This window comes from Butyrivibrio hungatei, assembly GCF_900101605.1.
Classification (GTDB): domain Bacteria; phylum Bacillota; class Clostridia; order Lachnospirales; family Lachnospiraceae; genus Butyrivibrio; species Butyrivibrio hungatei_B.
Window position 1 is genome coordinate 201213 of the sequence record NZ_FMUR01000003.1, and the last position, 21830, is coordinate 223042.

A 21830-nucleotide genomic window follows, 5' to 3' on the forward strand; every position below is an offset into this window, starting at 1 on the left:
TTCGCTACCTGCATTTTTAGACAGGGACATACCCTGTTTTTTCACTGTCCATTCTTCGCTACCTGCATTTTTAGACAGGGGGTTCTAATTTCATTCCATCCATTCAATAGTTCAATTTCAGTTATATATGAGATTTGTAGCAAGAAATAAAAGAATCACCGGGCTGTTTACTTTATGCCAGCTCCGGTGATCATAGATTATTTAGATACTATCAGAAGCGTACCTGCTTCTCTACCATTCTTACAAATTCAGTATTGTTTCTTGTCTTTGAGAAGAGGTTGATGCACTGATCTACAGCGTCATCGGCCTTCATGCCGTTAAAGCCTTTTCTGAGGTTATTGATTGCTGCAAGTTCTTCTCTGTCAAGAAGCAGATCTTCTCTTCTGGTGCTTGACTTCGCAATATTGATTGCAGGGAAAATTCTCTTTTCCTGAAGTTTTCTATCAAGAACCATTTCCATGTTACCTGTACCCTTGAATTCCTCGTAGATAACATCGTCCATCTTGGAACCTGTCTCTATAAGTGCGGTTGCAAGGATTGTAAGGCTTCCGCCCTCTCTCATATTTCTAGCCGCACCGAAGAATCTCTTAGGCATATGAAGAGCTGCGGGATCGAGACCACCTGAAAGTGTTCTTCCCGAAGGAGGAACTACAATGTTATATGCTCTTGTAAGTCTTGTTATTGAATCAAGAAGGATAACTACATCCTTTCCATGCTCGACAAGTCTCTTTGCACGCTCCATTACCATCTCGGCAACTCTCTTATGGTGCTCAGGAAGCTCATCAAATGTGGAATAGATAACTTCTGCGTTAGGTCCCTCGATGGATTCCTTGATATCTGTAACTTCCTCAGGTCTTTCATCAATAAGAAGGATGATAAGATGAATCTCAGGATTGTTCTTAAGAACAGACTTTGCAACTTCTTTAAGAAGCGTTGTCTTACCTGCCTTCGGAGGAGATACGATCATTCCTCTCTGTCCCTTACCGATGGGGCTGATAAGATCCATGATTCTCATTGCAACGCTGGCTCCCGGCTGTTCAAGTCTTATTCTTGAATTAGGGAAAATAGGTGTCATATTTTCAAAATTCCATCTTCCCATTGCCACTTCGGGCTTATATCCGTTTACAGTATCAAGACGAAGAAGAGCCGCAAACTTATCAGTCTCTTTCTTGGCTCTGCATGTTCCCTTAAGGATATCTCCGGTCTTAAGATTAAACTTCCTGATAAGGCTCGGCGCTACATATACGTCATTCTCACCCGGAAGATAATTCTCACATCTGATAAATCCGTAGCCATCCTGCATGATCTCAAGGATACCGTCGGCAGTATCGCCGTCAAGCACCTCGTTCTCAGCCTCTTCTCTGGCTGCAGGCTCAGCTTTTTTATCTGCCTTCTTTTCAGCCTTCTCTTCGGCATTGTCATTCTTATGACCAAACTCTTCCTTCTGAGATCTGACCACTATATTTTTTCTGCGAGGCTTTGAAACAGTCTCAGCTGTCTCTTCCGGTTCACTCACAGTCGTATTCTTCTCTTTTTCGTCAAGTTCGCACATAAGATCGATGATCTCCGACTTTTTCATAGCCGTTGCGCCCTTGATTCCTCTTTTCTTAGCAATATCTCTAAGGTCATTAAGTTTCAATGTTTCATATTTTTCTCTCAAATTTAAACTCCTATCCTCTGCGCACTCAATCGCAAGACAAAAACTATAAAGGTTAAAATAATTAAGTGGGATAAACAAACGAATGCGTAACATTACGCGTTTGCTTACGGAATATTTCGTTTTCGATATATTAGTACCATACACCATATTTTTGAGTAATGCAAGAAAAAAATAGGGGAAATGCAATAAGCATTTTCCCTATTTTTTCAATTAATTAAAGTTTCCGTAAAGGATCTTGGCAAGCTCTGAGTTCTTATCAAGAATAAGTGTCTTATTGTCGCCCACAAGTGATTTCTTGATTGCATCAAGACCTCTTATGTAGCTGTAGAACTCTGACTTTTCTGTTGTATCATATGCATTGGAAAGTGTAGACATATATGCCGACTCACCTTCCGCCTCAAGTACAGCCGCATCTTTCTCGGCATTGGCTTTTACAATTGCAACTTCCTTGTCTGTTTCGTTATGAATCTTCTGAGCTTCGGCATCACCCTGAGCTGTGTAGGATGCTGCGATATTATTTCTCTCAGAGATCATTCTCTCATAAACAGCCTGCTTGTTGTCGTCGGGAAGATCCAAAGCTTTGATCTGAGCCTGTACGACTTCAATTCCGTATCCTGTCATATCGGAATTTGCTTCATCCGAGATGAGCTTTGTAAGCTGCTCTCCTCTTGCCTCGATAACTTCGTCCTGAGTCATTGAAGAAATGGCATTCTTTGTCGCATTGTACACAGATGCCTCAATTCTCTCTTCGGCTCTTGCATCTATCGCATTAAGAGTCTGGATGTACTTTACGGGATCTACAACCTTCCATATTACGTAAGTATCGGCTATCATGGATTTTTTATCCTTAGTGATAACGTCGGACTTAGGAATATCGTAAAGTACAATCTGTGCGCTTATCGACTGTATATCATCAATGAAAGGTGTCTTGAAATAAAGTCCCGGCTCTTTTGCAAGGCTGATGATCTTACCGAATCTCCTTACAGCAATGTACTCTTTCTGGTGAACCACATAAGTTGCGGACAATCCAAGAAAAGCAATTACACAAACAATGACAGCAATTATTATTCCGAAAATCTTACCCTTTTTATTAGTTGTCTCCATCTTTTGCCCCTCCTTCAACAGAATTAAAGCTTTCCAGAGGAAGCATTTCCTGAGTCTTTCCGTCTGTGATAATGACCTTAAGCTCGGGAAGAATATCTTCCATTGCCTCGTAGAACAGTCTCTTCTTGGTTATGTACGGCTGAAGCTTGTACTGCTCATACATCTCGTTAAATCTTGCAACCTGTCCTTCGGCTTCCGCAATTCTTGATTCTTTCTTGGCTACCGCATCCTGAACGATCTTATCAGCTGTAGCTTCTGCCTTGGGAAGCTCTTCGCTCTGATACTTCTTTGCATTGTTTATAGCTGTCTCTTTGCCCTGCTTGGCTGTTTCAACAGACTTAAATGCCTGAACGATTTCTTCCGTAGGCGGCTCTGCGTCCTGAACAGAAAGGTTTACGACCATAAGTCCTATATCTTTATTTGTCAGCTCACCCTGAAGTTTTTCTTTTACTTCTGCCTGAATCTGTCCCTTTGCGGTTGTGATAACATCATCAACGGGATAATTTACAACCGTATTTCTTATGCATGACAGAGCCATATTCTTCATTACAACTTCCGGATTCTCGCAGTTATAATATGCCGCTACGGGATCGCTTACCTTGTATTCAAGATAGAAGTCGATGTCAACGAAGTTAAAATCTGAAGTGATCATGATTCCTTCATCTTCAACTGTAATATTCTGTCCGTCCTGTATGGTGTAGCCGATTCCCACACCGTGAGTGGTCATATCAACGTGATGAACACTCTGAATAAAAGGGACCTTAAAATAAAGACCTGCGGTGTCAACTCTGACAACCTTACCGAACATTGTAAGGATTGCCTGCTCCTGCTCCTTTACGGAGTAGAAGCTTCCCGTTACCGTAAGCAGTATAAAAATCGCTACAATGCCTACGAGTATGAGCTTGGGATCAAATTTTCTTTTTTTCTTGACCATCATTTTCTCCATTCTCATCAAAGAATAATCTATGACATAAACAGGCACCGTCACAAAACATTGGCGGTGCCCGAAGTCATTAAATATTATGTCGTCACTGGAAGTTGGTAATAAGGGCTATTATCCTAAGTACAAATAAGCAAAATACAATCCACATAACAGGGCTTACATCCTTGGCCTTCTTAACGATGACCTTGAGGATTACCCATGCAAGAACCGCAAACATGATACCTGTTGCGATCGAATATGAAAGAGGCATCATAACAACGGCAAGATAAGCACCTACCGAATCAGCTATGTCTCCGTCAAACTTAACCTTGGTAACACTCATAAGCATAAGCATTCCGACATAGATAAGTGCGGGAGCTGTCGCAAATGAAGGAATAGCAAGGAACAAAGGACTGAGTACGATTGAAACAAGGAACATAACACCTGTTGTAAGTGCCGTAAGCCCTGTTCTTCCGCCTGCAGCAACACCTGCGCTTGACTCAACGAAACTTGTGATCGTTGATGTACCGAGAACGGCACCTGCTGTTGTTCCAACAGCATCTGCAAGGAATACCTGTCCGACTCTCGGAAGATTGCCGTCCTTATCAAGAAGGCCCGCCTTATCGGCAACGCCTACCACAGTTCCGACCGTATCAAAAAGATCTACATACAGGAAGCTGAACGTAATTGCAAGGAACTGAATGAAATGAGATGCGGCCCAGCCGAAATTGAGCTTGAACGCTGTCTCTGAAATCGCTCCTAGCTGAAGTCCCTGTGAGAAATCGGGGAAAAGATTTCCCGCGGTATAAATACCTGCTGCCTGAAGAATCATACCGATTATCCATGTTCCGATGATTCCGATAAGAACGCCGCCCGTTACTTTGTAATGAACAAGTGCAGCGATAAGGATGAGTCCGACAAGCGCAAGCACCATGTCAAGGTCGCTGAAGCTTCCGAGTCCAACAACCGTAGCCTCATTTGCCACAATAATATGAGCGTTCTGCATTCCTATAAATGCAATAAAAAGGCCGATTCCTGCAGAAATACCAAATTTAAGATTCTGAGGAATACTATTTATGATCTGTTCACGGAATTTGAAAAAAGAAAGCAAAATAAACAAAAGACCTTCTACAAATACCGCCGTAAGTGCGATCGTAAAAGGATTCTCTTCGGATGCCAGTTCCGAAAGACAAACCGTATATGCAAAATATGCATTAAGTCCGAGTCCCGCGGAAAGTCCGATAGGATAATTTGCCAAAAAAGCCATGATAAATGTTGCGATTGCCGATGCGATCGCCGTAGCGACAAATACACCGTTGGCATTCATTACCGTTCCCAGAATATTGGGATTTACGGCAAGGATGTATGCCATAGTAAGAAACGTCGTGATACCTGCAAGAATTTCTCTTTTTACCGTAGTATCATGTTCTTTAAGTTTGAATAACTTCTCCAACATACTTTTACTTCTCCTTTGCATCATAATGACTATAAAAACTGATAGAATCAGCTTTTTTCATAAAGCGCATTATCTGTAATAAAGTCGTGCAAGTGTATAGACGGTCTCATATCCGGTGTTATAAAACTCAAAGAGAAAATGTGCCATTACCGAAACGTATATATTCTTTGTAATAAGATAGACGATCGTAACAGGAAGCGCCATTATAACAAATGTCGATATTCCTACCGGACCATGTGCCATTGTTACGGCGCAAAGCATAAGGCTTACGATTGTCAAAAGTACAGTTTTTTTCTTACTGTCAAATAAAATAATCGCTTGTCTGTAAAAAAGCCCTTCTGCAAAAGGCTTAATGATCATACACATAAGGCAATTAAAAAGAAGCGGAGCAAGTTCATTTCTGATGGGTATATGAACTATACTGTCGTAATATTCGGTATACAAGCTGCCGATGATCAGTTCCTGGAGTCTGTATGCCAGAAGCATCGCAGCAACGGTTACCGTTACCGGGATCCAAAATGCTTTAACGTCGTTAAAATTACTGCGCAGTTCCCTGAATGAGAACTGTTTATTTATGAAGTAAAAGTAAGCAACCAGTCCAACGTAAAAAACAAAGAAAAAATAAAATGACTGTTTTTCCCAAATAATTGTTGAGATAATCAAGACAAGTTCCCAAATAAACGGTATGTATAAGCGTTTCACAGCTTTGCTCCTTTGAATGTACAATCAAGCTATATTATAAATATTCCGTATACTCAGGTCAATTTATTTTTTCCGCCACGATTATACAGTTGGAATAGGGATATTCCGTCTCATCTCCGTTCTCATCAAGAAGGTCGAGATATCTTTCAAGATTATCGGGATAGCCGGGTTCCAAAAGCTCTTTTGCCACGATGATCTTGGCTCCCACTTCTTCGAAGAAGCTCTTGTACTCATCCAGCGTGAAATATCCGAACTGCTCCTGAACTTCATGCGCATAGCTCTCCGTTCCCCATGTATAGGTGAAAAGAAATTCTCTTATGAAGTTTATGTCTCCCGAAACAGTCAACGTCTTATCATCAATCGAAAGAACTTTTTTATCCTCGGGAATATCTTTTAGCCCCTTGAAATCCTTGACATAATTCTTAAAGAAATCAAGTCCTGCCGCAGTCTTGAATCTTATCTTTCTTACTGCATTTCCCTTAGTCTTTACACCGTCGCGGATAACGATCCTTCCGCCTTTTCCAAGGCTGTCATAGGCATTTTGAAGCGCGCGTTTTACACTTTCGATATCGAATCTGCCGTTTTCACCTTCCGTATATGAATAGATTTCATGAAGAATCGAGGAAAAGATAATGCTTCCTACCTCTTTTTCCATGGTACCGTCGACAAAATTGTGGACCATAACGTTCCAATTATGTCCTTCGCGATGTTTCTTCTGATTAAGAGTTTCTATGACATTTGTTGAAATGTCGGTTCCTATCACCTGCTTATCGGGGAACGTGCTCTCAAGCTTATCAAGAAGGATTCCTCCGCCGGAACCAACGTCAACAACGCTCTCTCCCGAAACATAATCTATGATGCCGTCCTTGGTACTCAAAGTGACATCATTCATGGTGCTGAGATACTTATCCTCGTTGTTAAGCCTGTCAAACGCATCTCTTCTGAATCCGAACATATCGTAGAGAACGATTATGCTCTTTTCAAATGTAAGAAGTCCGCTTCTTTCGGCTTCCACGCAGAACTCAATAAGTTTTTCGCAGACCTTGGAGAAATTAAAATCAACGAAAGCGCTCTTATTCTCTACCTTTACCTCAATGTCGACATTCTGCACCGACGCATCGAGAAGATATTTCTCGATAATGCGCTTTTTATATACATTTACATGTTTCTTTTCCTCATAATCATAGTAAAGATTGTCGGAAAGAGGCTTAAAGTTAAGGCGCTTGACCTCTTTTCCCAATGCCTTTACAGACCTTAATATATTGGTGAGGATTGTCCTTATCTGGCCCATATCAAAGCTTGAGAGCGCGGCTTCAAAGTACCAGAGCTCAAACTTTGGAAAGATTTCTTTTTCAAAAAAAGAAACATCACTATCAAAAAACTCCATCTCAGAGGGGCAAAGTCTCTGTAATCTGTACTGCGCAGAAAACTCTTTAAGTTCACCTGCAACAATATCGCGGATCATAGATTCAACGCTCACTTTGTTTTCTTTCCAGATATTCTCGGAAACCGCTCTCATAACACACTCATTAAGTGCAAACAAGATTCTTTGCAGATCAATACCTTTGACATCACGATAAGCCAAAAGTTCTTTATTTTCAGAAACAGAGATCTCACCACGAATACACTGACCAATTACTCCGTGAGTCTTGATCAGTGTATAAATGAATCCTTCATCGCCCGTCTCATCTCTGTATATATAGGCTGATGCTATATTATGTATATCTAAAGGGTAGCCTTTTTCGCGCCACTTGCTTCGCTCTTTGGAAAGTCCGCCTTTTGCTACCTCCGACCATTTAAGTGTTGTTTCTATAATTTCTTTTTCTTCTTTGGAAAGTGCGTCACGCTTTGATATTTCTTCGAGAATATCAAGAGTCCTCATTACATACATCAAAGTCTCTTTTCCGGATAAACTTCCGATACTCTCAAGTCGCTCTGCGTTGACATAGACATTATCCGTCTCAGTCAGAAACTTAAGCCACTTGCCATCCCCGAGCACTCCTTCCCTGATATTTCCGTCACAGTCAAAATACTTATCAAAGCTGATTCCCATATAAACTCCTAACCGGTCACGAGCCTTCCGATTCGGTCCGAGACACCTATTGTAATTTCCATTCCCGCGTTGAAATCAATAGTGTCATCGATAACGCCGTCAGAGAAAACAACTCCGTTTTCACTCATGTTTGACGTGATCACCAACTTCTCATTATCCATTATCTTTCCAAATACTATATCCGCCTGCGTAAACCTGCTCGGATACGGTTCCCTTACCTGAAAGATCAGCTGTCTTGCTCCCCAGTCCGCGTGAAGTTCGGTAACGTAATTAAGCCCGAATGCTTTGGCTATTCCCACAAACTCCGCCATGATCGACTTGTGCCAACCTGTCATTCCAAAGCCTGTGGAAATGATTATTCCCGATGATGATTGATTTTCAACCCTGTTGCGATAGTTAATGTTATATCTTGCTGAGGTATGATTAGATACTCCGATAAAGAAATCATTTACCGCATATAATACCTGACCATCCTTAGTCTCCACTTTTCCCATTGTAACATTTTTTGTATCAAAAGTGCCATTAATCACCTTCGGAAGAACTTTTGCTATTTCTCCGGTCTCAAAGGGTAAAAGAACTCCATCCCACCTTGCGGGATCGGGATTTACGCCGATCAGTGGCTGACCGTCCATATACTTCATGGCATTTGCGACAAGCCCATCCTGACCGACCGCTATCACGATATCATCTTTTCCAAAGATCATGTTGGGGAGGTACTCTCTGTCAATCTCCTGAAGCCTTGCACAGGGGCGAATCAGGTTTCTGATATTTTCAAGAGCCGCATTGTAGGTCTTATCTTCTCTTTCGTAGTCGGAGAAATCGGCACCTAAGTGCTCGATGTAGAATCTGGCTTGTTCTACGGTATTGTATCTTCTCTTAAGTTCTTCATATCTTGTGCGGCGTTTTATCAAAACAACCTTATTCATTCCCCTGTCCATAGTGACCTCCGTTTTATGAGTATCTCGTTAGATTACCGATCAGTTCTTCTGTGCAAGTCCGTTTGTGATAGTCTGTAAAAGATCCGGTGTAAGATTGAGCGCTCCGATCTTGTCCGCATTCTCACCAATGTTCATGAATGCCTTAGCCATGAGTGTGCTCGGATCTGTCTGTGCCATTGCGCAAGCTTCGACGAGAGCCACATTCAGGTTGTTGTATGCATCTACAAGAGCCTTCAATGCATATGCCTGCTGGTCTGCCTTTACTCTCTCATTTTCTGCTTCAAGAGCGGTGTACTCACTGTTCTTCTTTTCAAGTTCAATCTTTCCGAGCATCTCGTTATTCTCAATTTCAAGCTTACCAAGCATTTCCTTGTTCTCAATCTCAAGTTTCTTGGTTGCAGCCATCTCTTTTAACGCAAATTCTTTTTCCTGCTTCTCAGTATTCATATCAAGTTCACTTCTGAGAGCTCTCATGCGCATTTCCTGTTCTCTTTCTTCGCGTTCCTTCATCATGTCAAGGTCGCAGCGCTGTACATACAGTTTCATTTCCTGCTCTTTTTCTTCCTTCTCTTTTTCCTTCTCAGCAACCTTGATCTCTGTGTTGATCTCATTTTCCTTGATCGTGCGTTCCTGCTCTATTGCTGCATTGCGGCGCTTATATATCGCATCATCCTGTTCTTTTAAGATCTGCTCACGGGCTGCTGCCTCAAGAGCCTTTCTTGTCTCTGTCTTTGGATTGATGCCGAGGATATTGATCGCTACGATGCTTACTCCAAGCTTTTCTATCGCTTCATCATTTGTAAGCGCATCCTGTATTGTCTGGGCCATCTCATCCGCAAGTCTTATGATCGTCCTTACATCCTTCCTGCTGACTTCACGGATTACGATTGCTTTAATTATGTTATTTATTCTTTTTTCCAAAAGAGCCATCTGCTCAGCAATTTTCTGCTCGGTAGAAACATTCGTCTGATATGCGAAATCAAGCATCTTGGAAGCCTTGCTGTAATCAGTGATCATATATGTCGTAACACCCTGAACGCATACGCTCTGGTAATCGCTTGTGACCACATCATCAAATGCAAACGCTCCGTCAAATGCGGTTGATGGGGCTACCATGATGCTGGTTGTAAGGTTGTTGTAAAACACCGACAATCCCAAGCCTTCTTTGATCACCTTTCCGTTCTTGATAACCATTACATAATCGTTTGGTTTGAATTTTCTGAGTTTCATAATACTTCTCCTCCTTGCTTTAGGGATTTGTGTTTGTTGCGCTTTTTAAATTAGTAGTTATTTGCTACTTTTATCTTTAAACATATATTAGTAGCATTTTACTACTTTGTCAACATAAAAAATAAAAAGTATGAAACCGCCGTTATATTCGACAATTTCATACTTCTTTCCACTTTCTTGCCAATAGCTTACCCTATGTACCTGTACTCAGCAGACATTTTGTTGCTGCAAACAGACTTCATCTTCGCGCCTGTAGCTTCGACCTTGGGAGCGATCATAGCGCGGAAGTTTGTCTTGTAAAGTTTCTTACCGAGCACAAGTTCATAGAGTGCCTGAAGATCCGGCAACGTAAACTTCTCTCCTATCATATTGAAAGAAAGATCTGTATGCTCAAATTCTGCTTTGAGTTTGAGAATCGATTCTATGATTATCTCAATATGGTCAAAAGCAAGTTCTTCCTTGCTTGCTGGCTTGGAAACCCAGTTTTCATAATATATCCTGCCGTTCTTAAAGCGCTTGTTTTCGATGGAATACCTGATCTCGACGTTCCTCTCGGCATTGATAAAGCTTATACTCTCCGCGTCGATTACAAGATCAAACCACGCTGCGTCCTGTACGCCGCCGTCGCTGTCATAATCGCCGGCGCAAGTTACTCCGTGCAGCACATCATCGCTTGTATCGGAAACCAGAGCAAGATATGCGATAGTCATAACCCATGTTCTCGGATCCCTTGCCGGATTGGTGAATGTATAGATCTGATCAAGGTACACGCCTTCAAGCCCCGTCTCCTGTGAAAGCTTTCTCTCTGCTGCCTGATACGCGGTTTCGTCTTTGCGAACAAAACCTCCCGGCAGAGCCCACTGCTCCAGATACGGATGCTCATCTCTTTTCACCAGGAGAATCTTAAGTGTCCTTAAATCTGCACTTGTTCCAAGCACCAAAATATCCGCAGTCACCGACGGTCTCTCATAATCTCCCGCCTTATAATCCTTAAGGAACTCCTTTTCAGTTAATCCATTCTTGTCTTTCTTCTGTGTCATGTGCGCTCCCTTGCACGTATATTCTTAAATATCTTGATACGAATTGCTGTTATTTCTCAGAAAACCTCATGGTTTTGCAAACAACTATATTTTATCACCTGTCATGCTCTCAATAAACAGCAAGATCAAGCATATCTTTTCATATCTGCGCCCGCATGCTAAAATGTGGTGTTGCAAAATGTAATTTTCGGAGAAAAAACATGATCTTATCTATACATAATATAAATAAAAGTTTTGACGGAAAAGACATCTTAAGAGATGCTTCTTTTCACATTGAAAATAATGAAAAAGCCGCCATTGTCGGAATTAACGGTGCAGGAAAGACAACGCTTCTTAAGATAATAATTGGGCAGCTTGCGGCAGACAGCGGTGATGTGACTTTTTCAAAAGACGTGACATGGGGATATCTTGCGCAGAACCAGAACGTTCAGACCGAGAATACCATATTTGAAGAACTCATGGAGGTCAAAAAACACGTCATCGAGCTCGAGGAAAACCTTCGAGCCGCCGAGGAAGAAATGAAGCACGTTACAGGCGACGAACTGACACGCCTCATGGACAGATACACTTTCATGAACGAGCAGTTCCAGAGAATGTCGGGCTATTCATGGCAAAGCGAAGTTACAGGCGTTGCAAGAGGACTCGGATTTTCAGAAGATGAACTTGATAAGAAGATTTCTACCCTCTCGGGCGGACAAAAGACAAGAGTCGCTCTGGGTAAGCTCCTTCTCAGCTCCCCCGATCTTATCATCCTCGACGAGCCCACGAACCACCTTGATATGAATTCGATCAGATGGCTTGAGAACTATCTTCTTAACTACAAGGGCGCTGTACTTATCGTCTCCCACGACAGATACTTCCTTGATAAGATCGTAGGCAAAGTCATAGAAGTCGAAAACACGCTTGTTTCAAGCTTTGTCGGAAACTACAGCGCTTACTCCGTTAAGAAAGAACAAAAAAGGCTTGCTCAGTGGAGCGCTTACATGAAGCAGCAACAAGAGATCAAGCATCAGGAAGAAGTAATCGCCAAATTAAAATCTTTTAACCGCGAGAAATCCATAAAGCGCGCCGAGAGCCGCGAAAAGATGCTGGAAAAGACGGTTCGCATCGATAAACCCGCAACTATCGACGACAGCATGAAAATCTCACTTAAGCCCTCATGCGAAAGCGGAAAAGATGTACTTGAAGCCGATAATCTTTCAAAGTCATTCGGAAGTCAGGAGCTCTTTTCAAATATCAGCTTTGAGATAAAAAAAGGCGAACACGTTGCAATCATCGGCGACAACGGAACGGGTAAGACCACTCTTCTTAAGATGATCAACGGCCTTGAAAGCATAGACAGCGGCAAGATTACGCTGGGAACCAAGGTTGAGATAGGCTACTACGATCAGGAGCACCACGTACTTAACGATAACAAGACTTTGTTTGACGAACTTCAAGATGCATATCCTTCTCTTAACAATACAGAGATCAGGAATACTCTCGCAGCATTTCTTTTTACCGGCGATGATGTATTTAAGCGTATCGGCGACCTTTCGGGTGGCGAAAAAGGCAGAGTCAGTCTTGCAAAGCTCATGCTTTCCGACGCAAACTTCCTCATCCTCGACGAGCCTACAAACCACCTTGATATTACAAGTAAGGAAATCCTTGAATCTGCCATTTCAGGCTATGAGGGAACTGTTCTCTATGTAAGCCATGACAGATATTTCATAAATAAGACAGCGACCAGAATCCTTGACCTCACACGTAAGAGCATGGTCAATTACATCGGAAACTACGACTATTACATCGAGCATGTCGAGGAAAAGATGCAGAATACTTTCGGAACATCTGATACAGGCACAAGCTCAATCGGCGCTCCCGCAGCCTCATCTTCCGCTCCTTCAGCAGCTACGGCGCAGTCATCGGGAAGTAACGATTACAAAGCTCAAAAAGAAGCCAAGGCAAGAAGGAAAAAGATTGAGGCCGCGCTCAAAAAGTGTGAAGAAGACATCGCAAAGCTTGAATCAAGAGACAATGAGATCACCGAGCTCATCTCCGATCCCGCTGTCGGATCCGACCTCGCAAAACTCAGAAAGCTCACAGACGAGCAGACCGATATACAAGAAAAGCTCTCCGCACTCTATGACGAATGGGAAGAGCTCTCATCTGAGGAAATCTAAAAAATAAACATAACAAAACTGCTCCAAGGCTATGCCAAGGAGCAGTTCTATTTTTAAACACGCTCATTCGCCGGAACCATATACCACTGAATATCTTCCAAAATTTTCTACCGTACAATCCGGAACTCCGTCAATAGCCTCAAGCTCTGAACCGCTAAGTATAAGTACAGCATCTTTACCGACATAATCTGCATAATCTTCGGGAAGTCCAAATCTGAAATTCCCGAAACTTTCAGCAACTCTAAATTCATCCGTTTCATCTTTGTATACTACGGTATCTGCAAATTTGACGGGATCGTAGTCGGTATAATAAAGAGCAAGAACAAACGGTGCGGAAAGGTTCTCATAGGTTGAATAGATCTCTTTTTCATCCCCCGCGATCTCATAGGCACGCTTAGCCGCTTCGCCGTAGCCGGGCATAAATATATTCTCAGCTCTTTCATTAAATCCTACAAAATAATCTTTTACAAATAATACCGCCGCAAATAATATCACTGCCATCACAGCATAGGCAAAGGTGTTCTTCCTGTCCCATATAAAAGAAACTCCCTTTACAAGAAAATATATGAGTGGAAGGAATATCATTACCATCCTGCTTACATCAGATCTGATTCCGATTGCCAGTAGCACACATGAGATCAAAAGCGTCACAAACACCGCATCCATAGCAAGTCTCTTATCTTCATCAGTCACGCTTCCAATCTTACTTGTATCTTCCGCACTTTCTTTATTTGCAGAAGCTATATTTTCAGAAGTCTTATTTACAATATCTTTTTTGCCCAAAAAAACTCCGAGAAAAATTCCAAGAAAAGTTATAGGGAACGTAAATTCAAACAACGTCGCATATCCCGGAATAAAATGACACAGCATTTCATCGTTGTCGCCTATTGTAAGTGTAATAAGGAGCTGTCTTATATTTTCATAAAGTGCAGCGGGAAGCGTTGAATCAAATCTAAGAAATACCTCGCCCGACCTCGACGCCGTGAACTTATTAAACGAAAAGCTGTCCGTCACTATCTCGGGAAGTCCGAGGTAATTTACCGCATAGAAAACAAGGAGCGGTGCAAAAACAATGACAAACGTTAGCACAGCCATAACAAGCTGCTTTATACTTATAATCTTTTTCCTCAGGCAATAAATGCTGATAAGAAGCAAATGAACGGGAACCACTATCGTCGCAGAGCCGTAGCTGTACATACATACCGCATATGATGCGGCGCTAAGGCAGTAAATATAGGTCTTTCCGGTCTTTATCCCGAGTATAAAAAGATATACGGAAAGCCCGAGCGTAAACGGCATTATATTACTGTCAAGGCTCCATCTCGAAAGTATGATATGCCATGGACATATCGCAAGAAAAGCCGCTCCGAAAAGAGATTTTTTATAAGATAATGTTATTTCTTTTAATATCAGATAAAAAATATAGACCGTCGCGATGCCAAGAATTGCCGGAAGGAGTCTGAGTTTAACCACACCTGTTCCGAACAATTTGATCGTAAGGACGTTTATATAGATCATAAGCGGGCTTCCGCCGCCGCATCCCCACGTTATGGGATAAATCGGGTATGGAAATCCGTTTCTGTCAACTCCGTATTTGGCTATCGCAAAGGCATCATAGCCAAGAGAAGCCTCATCCTGCTGAAGCCCCGCAGGCACGCTTCCAAGGCCTATAAGGCGCACTGCTGCCGCAATAAGCATTATCACAAGCAAGATCACGCGCGCTGCATTTGCTGAAATCTCCGCCGCCTTTTTATCCTTATCAAGATCCGCATTCTTACCCTTTTTGTAAATAAGAACGGCTGCTGCGCCTATAAAAGCGCAGGCAGCCGTAGCTATATAATTGTAATAATCAATTATTCTCATATTCGATTTCCCATACCGATCATTTTATGATTATCTTGCAAACATAGCAGCATTCCAGTCAGCGATTCCGGCATTTGCGGCAGCTCTTTGGATATAAGCTCCGGCATTGGGACTGCTCATCTGCTGATAGAACTCAAAAGCAAGTTTCCTTGATCCGTCCTGACCTGTAAGACCTACAGAAAGTCCGTCGGCAACCTCAACAGGGTAATCCGTCTGTCTGTTAAAGACGATCATATTTATATATCGGTTCGTCATAGCTCTCTGATATGCATAGACAATAGCCGATGCCTGTTCTTCCTGTCCCTGAGTGGATGAATATCCGACTTCGGTAAGAAGAATAGGTCTTACCGCACCCTTGGTGTTACGCATCGCAGGCTGGCACATATAATCCGTAAGCTGCTCGATGTTCTGCATGGAAAGATAAGGTGTATCGATATCATGTCTTACCATAGCAGCTGCAGCTTCGTTCTTAGGTGACCAGAACGCCGTCCAAACCATAGGATAATTGTAAGGGTGCTCAGCAAGCGCCCAATCGAAATTACCCTGCGCAACGATGCACGCATTCATCGCCTCCAAAAGACTTCTTGCCGAGAAATATGAAGGTGTATTCCTATAAGTCCAGTTATGATCAAAGCTTGCGCAAACATGTGCATTTGCATTTTTACTTTTTATTGCATTGTAGCACACTCTGAGCTCATCGGCATAGAGCTGTGCATACAACATTTCATCGGAAACATTCGCAATATTCCATTCGTTCTTGGCATTTACTTCATTTCCTATAACCCAGTTATCAACCTGACCAAATCCGTTCTGGCCGTTATATCTGTATGCAAGATATGTGACTACGGCTTCAAGATTCTCAAGTCCCACATCCTCTGATGTGTTCATCATGTAATAGCGTGAGTGCGCACCTCTTGAATAAGGTGAGATCATGAACTCTTCCCCCGGAACATAAGGGTTCAAAAGAACTATCGTAACACCCATTCCCTGCTGTGTACAGGTTCTTACGGCATGGTCGTACTGACTCAAATATGATGAATCATAGTTGTAAGTCTTTCCGTTATATTCAAAAACAACGCCCCCGTTACCGCCTATGATATCCTCAAGGTTGATATTATACGCAGCCTGCTGAACACCGAGCTGAGTAGCCTCTGTATTTCCGTTACCGATCTTCGCTCCGTCAAGGATAAGACCTTTTTTTCCGTTATTTTTTCTCTTCGGAGACGATTGTGCAAGAGCCTCCGGATTGGTTATATAGCGGGTTCCCGAAACAGGCACAAACACGCCTCCCGAAAGCACCGCAACCTGAAACTTGTCGTACAACTTACACTTAGTAGTTTTATAATCAAGCGGAAAAGAGAATGTAACCGCCGAGTTCATAGGAACCGACGCCACAGGTGCTCCCGCAGGTTCGTTCTGATATACTTTCTCTGCGAAAAGATATAACATACCGTTATCGCTCTGAGGCATAGCAGAAACAGATGCGGTAACAGTTACCTTCTCTCCGTCATTTGTTATACTTGCCGATGTGATTGCTACAGATCCGTTGCCCTCTGCCCTTGCCTGGAGCGCAACAAAAGAAAAGACGCTTAGTGCCGTAAATGCAGAAAGCGCAATACGTGTTAGTGCTAAATAGATTTTGTTTGTCATCAGTATCCCCTCATAATTAATATTTTGATAAACAATAATACTATATTAAGCTAAAACCCTTGCACTTATCAACGTATTTTTACTAAATTTAGTTATTTTTAATAGTCCACCTTCATAAGGCACAATCCAAGCGGAGGTGCTGTAGGCCCTGCCATCTGCCTGTTATGGGACTCAAGTATTTCTTTTACATCACCGGGTGCTATATTACCGTATCCGACTTCAAGTAACGTCCCCGTAAGAATCCTTACCATGTTCTGTAAAAATCCGTTTCCGTGAAAATAGAATCTGATATAGCTTCCGCTTTCTTCTATCTTGATGGAATCAACGCATCTGACCGTGGATTTCTTCATTTTATTATTTCCGCAAAAGCTCTTGAAATCATGTGTTCCCTCAAGAATCTTTGCTGCGCTTTGCATTTTCTCAATGTCAGGTTTCTTATCAAGTACGGTCACATATTTTCTGTCAAAAACAGGCTTGGATGCCCCATACCAACACGTATATCTGTATGTTTTTCCAAGTGCATTATATCTTGAATGAAATCTGTCCGAGCATATCTTTACATCATTGATACTGATATCCTCAGGGAGATATTTGTTCATATACTCCTTAATCTCATCTTCAGTCATATTTGTATCAAGCGCTATATTGGCAGTCATTGCCCTTGCATGAACTCCTGCATCCGTCCTGCCCGCACCTATAAGGTTGAGCGTTCCTTCGGGAAGATTCACCATCTTGTTAAGAACACTCTCAAGCTTACCCTGTATTGTCATATCTTTGCCGGGTTGCCTCTCCCATCCGTGAAATCTGGTACCGTCATAACTAATCAAGAACTTGTAATTTCTGCTCATGTAATTCCGCGTGCCTCCTGTCTTTTCCATAAGATTCCCAATTTCGTCCGAAACAGTAATTTCAACGTTTGCGGTACTTCTGTCCTTCGAAGAATTATATTACAAAGCATACTGCCTGACAAACTCTTCATACGGAGTGCATTTATGCGATTCTTTATTCTTCCGGTGCCACCTCATGACTTTTCTCCGCTTTTAGCCCAACACCCCCGCTTTGACAAAGCGTCGCCATAATGATAAACTGTCTGTCGCGGCTAAAGCCGCATATTATGTCAGTTCGAGACCTTCCTGACAATAAACAAAACTAAAGGAGAATCAAAATGAATAATCAAAAGACACTGTTTATCACTCATGCTGCAGTTATCGCAGCTCTTTACGTTGTGCTCACGCACGTTGCAAACGCACTGGGACTTGCAAATTACGCGATTCAGGTTCGTTTCTCGGAGGCGCTTACCATTCTGCCTTTTTTCACACCCGCCGCAATACCGGGGCTTTTTATCGGATGCATAATTTCCAATATAACAACAGGCTGTATGCTCCTTGATGTCATATTCGGCTCTTTCGCAACACTTCTTGGCGCACTTGGAACTTATTTTATTTCACATGGGGTAAAAAAATATTCTTCACCCGATTTTTTCTGCACAAGCAAGTTAAGAACGTGGCTCTGCCCGCTTCCTCCGATAGTCGCAAATACAATAATCGTTCCTCTCGTTCTTATTCATGTATATAAAATTGAAGGAACCCTTCCATACTTCATGCTGACGGTATTTATAGGCGAAGTAATATCTTGCTTCGTTCTTGGAATGCTCTTACTGTTTGCACTTGATAAAAGAAAAGATGCCATCTTTGGAAATAACTGAATTAAAGAAAACAACTCTCAATAATATAAAACAGCCCGCGGATTGTAATACGCAATCCGCGGGCCGTATTTTTTTTTAACATTCTTTTGTTAGTATCAAAGCAATAAAGATAACAGCAACCAGTATAAGCTGAAATGTCAAATATAACATATTCTTACCCTTCGCTTTTATCGATGACGTCAAACTCAAGGATCACCTTAAAGAAATCGCCGTCTATAGTTAAATTCATTGATCCGCCCATGGCTTTTGTAAGACTGCTTGCGATAGAAAGTCCAAGTCCGTTTCCGTCCGTATATCTCGATTTATCTCCTCTGACAAATCTCTCCATAAGTTCATCGGGCGTGATATTTAACTGTTCTCTTGACGTATTTCTAAAAATAAATCTAAGCTTATCGTCTTCTTTTTTAAGATCTACGTATGCTCTGGTATCTGCCTTGGCATATTTGACAATGTTACTCATGATATTGTCAAATACCCTCCAAAGATATCTATTGTCTGCAAGAAGCATCATTTTTTCTTCGGAGCTGCTCACAACAACCTCAATCTGCTTTTCTTTTAACCGCTCCGCAAATTCTCCGATTGATTGATCGAGCAGAACCTTCGCATCCACTTCTTCCATGTTAAGATTTATATTTCCGGTTGTGATCTTAGCTGCTTCAATAATATCTTCAACAAGCTTTTTAAGTCTCAGTGACTGTCTGTTTAAAACTTCAAGATACTCATTTACTTTCTCGCTTTCTATATTTTCTTTTCCGAGAAGATCTACATAATTGATTATTGATGTAATAGGCGTCTTAATATCATGAGATACATTTGTGATAAGTTCGGTCCTCATTCTCTCGCTCTTTGTCTGCTCCGCAAGCGCAATCTCAAATCCTGATTGAATCTCATTTATCGCATTACCTGTATCCTCAAAAAACTGCGGCATTCCCGCCACGTCGACACGTGCTGTTGTATCTCCCTTTGCAAGCTTTTCCGCAGCATCTTTTATCTTCGAATAACTCCTAATTCCCCAGAATATAAATACTGCAAGGACAACTTTGTCCATAAAGACACCCAAAAATGCCACAAGAATTCCAGCATAAACGGTAATCTCATACAAAAACAACGTGATCATAAATAAAATCATCGGAACCGCAACATAGACAATCCATATCCGTTTCTTCCAATCATATCTCATCAACAGTCCTAAAATCACGCTATTCTCGCGTAATTTATGGAGTTTAATATTAACAGCCACTATAGAACAGAAAATCAGCAACATTACTATATTCAAAACTAAGTCAATTACTATAGAACAAATCCATAAAGCTGCCGATTCTTTATAGGACAATCTATCTATTATAACAACAAATAAGAGCTCTAATATCGCTCCTCCAAACACTAACGCCTCAATCGGTATCTTATCAATAGGACCCGCCACAATTTCATCACTCTGCCTTGTATGTCCTGCTGCTTTTAGGAATATTACCAAGCATACACATGCCAATATAAAAGAAATAATGCACATTATCGGAAGAAAAGGGTTAACCGCGTTTGCCATGCCAACAACTTTTTGAGCCTCTGCATAATAATCATGTACATGGCCTTCGGCAGAAAGCTTGGCTTCATTAGGAAAACAAACAAAAGTATAATTCTTGACTTCAGAATTCGGATCTGCTGTATTAATTGTTGAGAAATCACTTAAATACGCAACCGGCATTTCATAAGAAGAATCATTATTCATCGTATCCTTTAAAGTATTATGAAGCTGCGACAGATCTACAACATAATCCCCACTAATAACACCAACACCTCTAGTTTCATCATCCGCCGTCAAATACAGATTAACTCCCGGTGCAGTCTTCGAAATCGGTTCATATTCGGTGTTATCACCCATAGAAAACTTGCCTGTGTCCCAAGCCTGTTTATAAGCTCCATCCAAATTTAGTATCTCATCTGCACTTATGTCCGAATAACTGTCACCTAATTCATACTCAATACCCAGAGGATATAATTTGTTATTTGCATACGCATACGCCCTTCCATCCAAGATATCATATCCTATGCCCTCTATGTCATAATTTACCGTTCCAATAAAATTAGCCGTTCCAATGCACCGATAGTACCTTGGAACAATCATATCTATAAAATTACATTTACCAACACTCTTAAAATGCGTATTCTTACCGATTCTATATGTTTGAATGTAACACTCTTCCTCTTTGGGCACAGAAACTCCGCTGAAATTCCGATAAAAATATATTCCATCGTCATTCAGATCGGTTTTTTCTGTCACTATCCCATCAACGATTCCAAAGTAACAATTCATCTCGTTTAGGAGGTCAGCATTGAATCCGGAATCATATTTGGAAAGAGCTATTGCAGCATAAGCCTGTGCCGCATTAGAGTATATATGTTCTCTAAAATCATCTCCGTAATTAAATTCCGTACCATTAAATAAAAACCAGGCAATCGTGCTCATTAAAAAAAACATAGAAAAAAATATGCATGCTATTGCCAATAAAATTTTAGCTTTCTTACTGTAAAAACGTCTCATGTTTTCCTTTCCCGAGGTGTTCCCTTCTCAATCTTGTATCCTCGTCCCCAGACAGCTATCAGATATCTGGGATTCGTGCTGTCGTATTCCAATTTTTCTCTCAAATGCCTGATATGAACAGCTACAGTGCTTTCGGCACCTATCATTGTTTCTTTCCAGACACTTGTATATATCTCTTTCGGAGAAAAAACTTCACCCGGGTGAGTCATCAAAAGTTTTAAAATATCATATTCCAGCGGAGTGAGCGAAACCGGGTTTCCGTCCAAAGTCACTTCTTTTGCCTTATCATTTAATTCGATGCCACCGATAGTGATCATATCTGCATTTGTTACCGTTTGAGAAGTTCCTTTTGCCCCAAGCATCGTATAACGGCGGATCTGAGACTTTACTCTTGCCATAAGCTCAACCTGATTAAACGGCTTTGTGACATAGTCGTCTGCACCGACCGTCAGCCCCACAACTTTGTCCGTATCCTCACTCTTTGCAGTCAGCATGATTATCGGAACATTTGATGTTTTCCTTATCTCTGCCATAGCTTCTATTCCGTCCATTTCAGGCATCATTACATCCATAAGAATAAGATGTATGTCATCTCCGATCGGACTTTTCATTATCTCAACGGCTTCTTTTCCGTTAGAAGCAGAAACAACCTTCATTCCCTCACTTTCAAGATATATACGAAGCGCGGAAACAATGTCCCGTTCATCATCACAAATAAGAATATTGTTCATTTTCTCTCCCATATATTTTCAATGATTAATCATAGCTACATTGTATTGAAAAAGTTTTTAAGTTCCAATAGGGTA

The 21830-nt window shown here is 41.6% G+C and carries 16 protein-coding genes; 2 read left to right on the forward strand and 14 right to left on the reverse strand.

Going from position 1 to position 21830, the window contains the following annotated elements; translation table 11 throughout:
* Window positions 1-211: 211 nt before the first annotated feature.
* The 9 genes from rho to BLP87_RS00940 form a co-directional block, all read right to left on the reverse strand.
* Window positions 212-1660: a transcription termination factor Rho gene (gene rho, locus BLP87_RS00900; protein ID WP_074461024.1), complete on the reverse strand. Its 1449-nt coding sequence runs from the start codon at window positions 1658-1660 to the stop codon at window positions 212-214.
* A gap of 210 nt (window positions 1661-1870) precedes the next feature.
* Window positions 1871-2764 (reverse strand): protease modulator HflC, encoded by an 894-nt coding sequence (hflC, locus tag BLP87_RS00905; protein ID WP_074461025.1) that lies wholly within the window; start codon window positions 2762-2764, stop codon window positions 1871-1873.
* Window positions 2751-3698: an FtsH protease activity modulator HflK gene (hflK, locus tag BLP87_RS00910; RefSeq protein ID WP_242871786.1), complete on the reverse strand. Its 948-nt coding sequence runs from the start codon at window positions 3696-3698 to the stop codon at window positions 2751-2753. Before hflK ends, hflC begins: the two co-directional genes overlap by 14 nt.
* Before the next feature lie 94 nt (window positions 3699-3792).
* Entirely contained in the window at window positions 3793-5139 is a 1347-nt protein-coding gene (locus BLP87_RS00915; protein WP_074461165.1) for an NCS2 family permease, read from the reverse strand.
* 72 nt (window positions 5140-5211) lie between these two features.
* Window positions 5212-5844 (reverse strand): CPBP family glutamic-type intramembrane protease, encoded by a 633-nt coding sequence (locus BLP87_RS00920; RefSeq protein WP_074461027.1) that lies wholly within the window; start codon window positions 5842-5844, stop codon window positions 5212-5214.
* 58 nt (window positions 5845-5902) lie between these two features.
* A complete protein-coding gene (locus BLP87_RS00925) occupies window positions 5903-7897 on the reverse strand; it encodes a methyltransferase domain-containing protein (protein WP_074461028.1) in 1995 nt (664 codons plus the stop codon).
* Window positions 7898-7905: 8 nt separating this feature from the next.
* Window positions 7906-8835, reverse strand: a complete 930-nt coding sequence (locus BLP87_RS00930; RefSeq protein WP_074461029.1) for a diacylglycerol kinase catalytic domain-containing protein — start codon at window positions 8833-8835, stop codon at window positions 7906-7908.
* Window positions 8836-8874: 39 nt separating this feature from the next.
* Complete coding sequence (locus BLP87_RS00935; protein WP_074461030.1) at window positions 8875-10065, reverse strand: SPFH domain-containing protein; 1191 nt, start codon at window positions 10063-10065, stop codon at window positions 8875-8877.
* Window positions 10066-10253: 188 nt separating this feature from the next.
* Window positions 10254-11105, reverse strand: a complete 852-nt coding sequence (locus BLP87_RS00940; RefSeq protein ID WP_074461031.1) for an NUDIX hydrolase — start codon at window positions 11103-11105, stop codon at window positions 10254-10256.
* Between the two features lie 200 nt (window positions 11106-11305).
* On the opposite strand from BLP87_RS00940, the gene BLP87_RS00945 reads away from it, so the two are divergent.
* Entirely contained in the window at window positions 11306-13267 is a 1962-nt protein-coding gene (locus tag BLP87_RS00945; protein ID WP_074461032.1) for an ABC-F family ATP-binding cassette domain-containing protein, read from the forward strand.
* 63 nt (window positions 13268-13330) lie between these two features.
* Here BLP87_RS00945 and BLP87_RS00950 read toward each other — a convergent pair whose 3' ends face one another.
* The 3 genes from BLP87_RS00950 to truA form a co-directional block, all read right to left on the reverse strand.
* Window positions 13331-15130: an ArnT family glycosyltransferase gene (locus BLP87_RS00950; RefSeq protein WP_074461033.1), complete on the reverse strand. Its 1800-nt coding sequence runs from the start codon at window positions 15128-15130 to the stop codon at window positions 13331-13333.
* A 30-nt stretch (window positions 15131-15160) separates the two neighbouring features.
* Window positions 15161-16780 carry a DUF5722 domain-containing protein gene (locus BLP87_RS00955; protein WP_074461034.1) on the reverse strand — a complete coding sequence of 540 codons (1620 nt, stop codon included), beginning with the start codon at window positions 16778-16780 and terminating at the stop codon, window positions 15161-15163.
* 98 nt (window positions 16781-16878) lie between these two features.
* Complete coding sequence (gene truA / locus BLP87_RS00960) at window positions 16879-17628, reverse strand: tRNA pseudouridine(38-40) synthase TruA (RefSeq protein ID WP_074461035.1); 750 nt, start codon at window positions 17626-17628, stop codon at window positions 16879-16881.
* Window positions 17629-17945: 317 nt separating this feature from the next.
* Between truA and BLP87_RS00965 the strand changes: the two genes are divergently transcribed.
* A complete protein-coding gene (locus tag BLP87_RS00965) occupies window positions 17946-18485 on the forward strand; it encodes a QueT transporter family protein (RefSeq protein WP_074461036.1) in 540 nt (179 codons plus the stop codon).
* Window positions 18486-18639: 154 nt separating this feature from the next.
* On the opposite strand, the gene BLP87_RS00970 is transcribed toward BLP87_RS00965, so the two are convergent.
* Together BLP87_RS00970 and BLP87_RS00975 are read right to left on the reverse strand one after the other, a co-directional pair.
* Complete coding sequence (locus tag BLP87_RS00970; protein WP_176756580.1) at window positions 18640-20961, reverse strand: HAMP domain-containing sensor histidine kinase; 2322 nt, start codon at window positions 20959-20961, stop codon at window positions 18640-18642.
* Between the two features lie 59 nt (window positions 20962-21020).
* On the reverse strand, window positions 21021-21755 hold the full coding sequence (locus tag BLP87_RS00975; RefSeq protein ID WP_083334354.1) for a response regulator transcription factor: 735 nt from the start codon (window positions 21753-21755) through the stop codon (window positions 21021-21023).
* Window positions 21756-21830 lie beyond the last annotated feature (75 nt).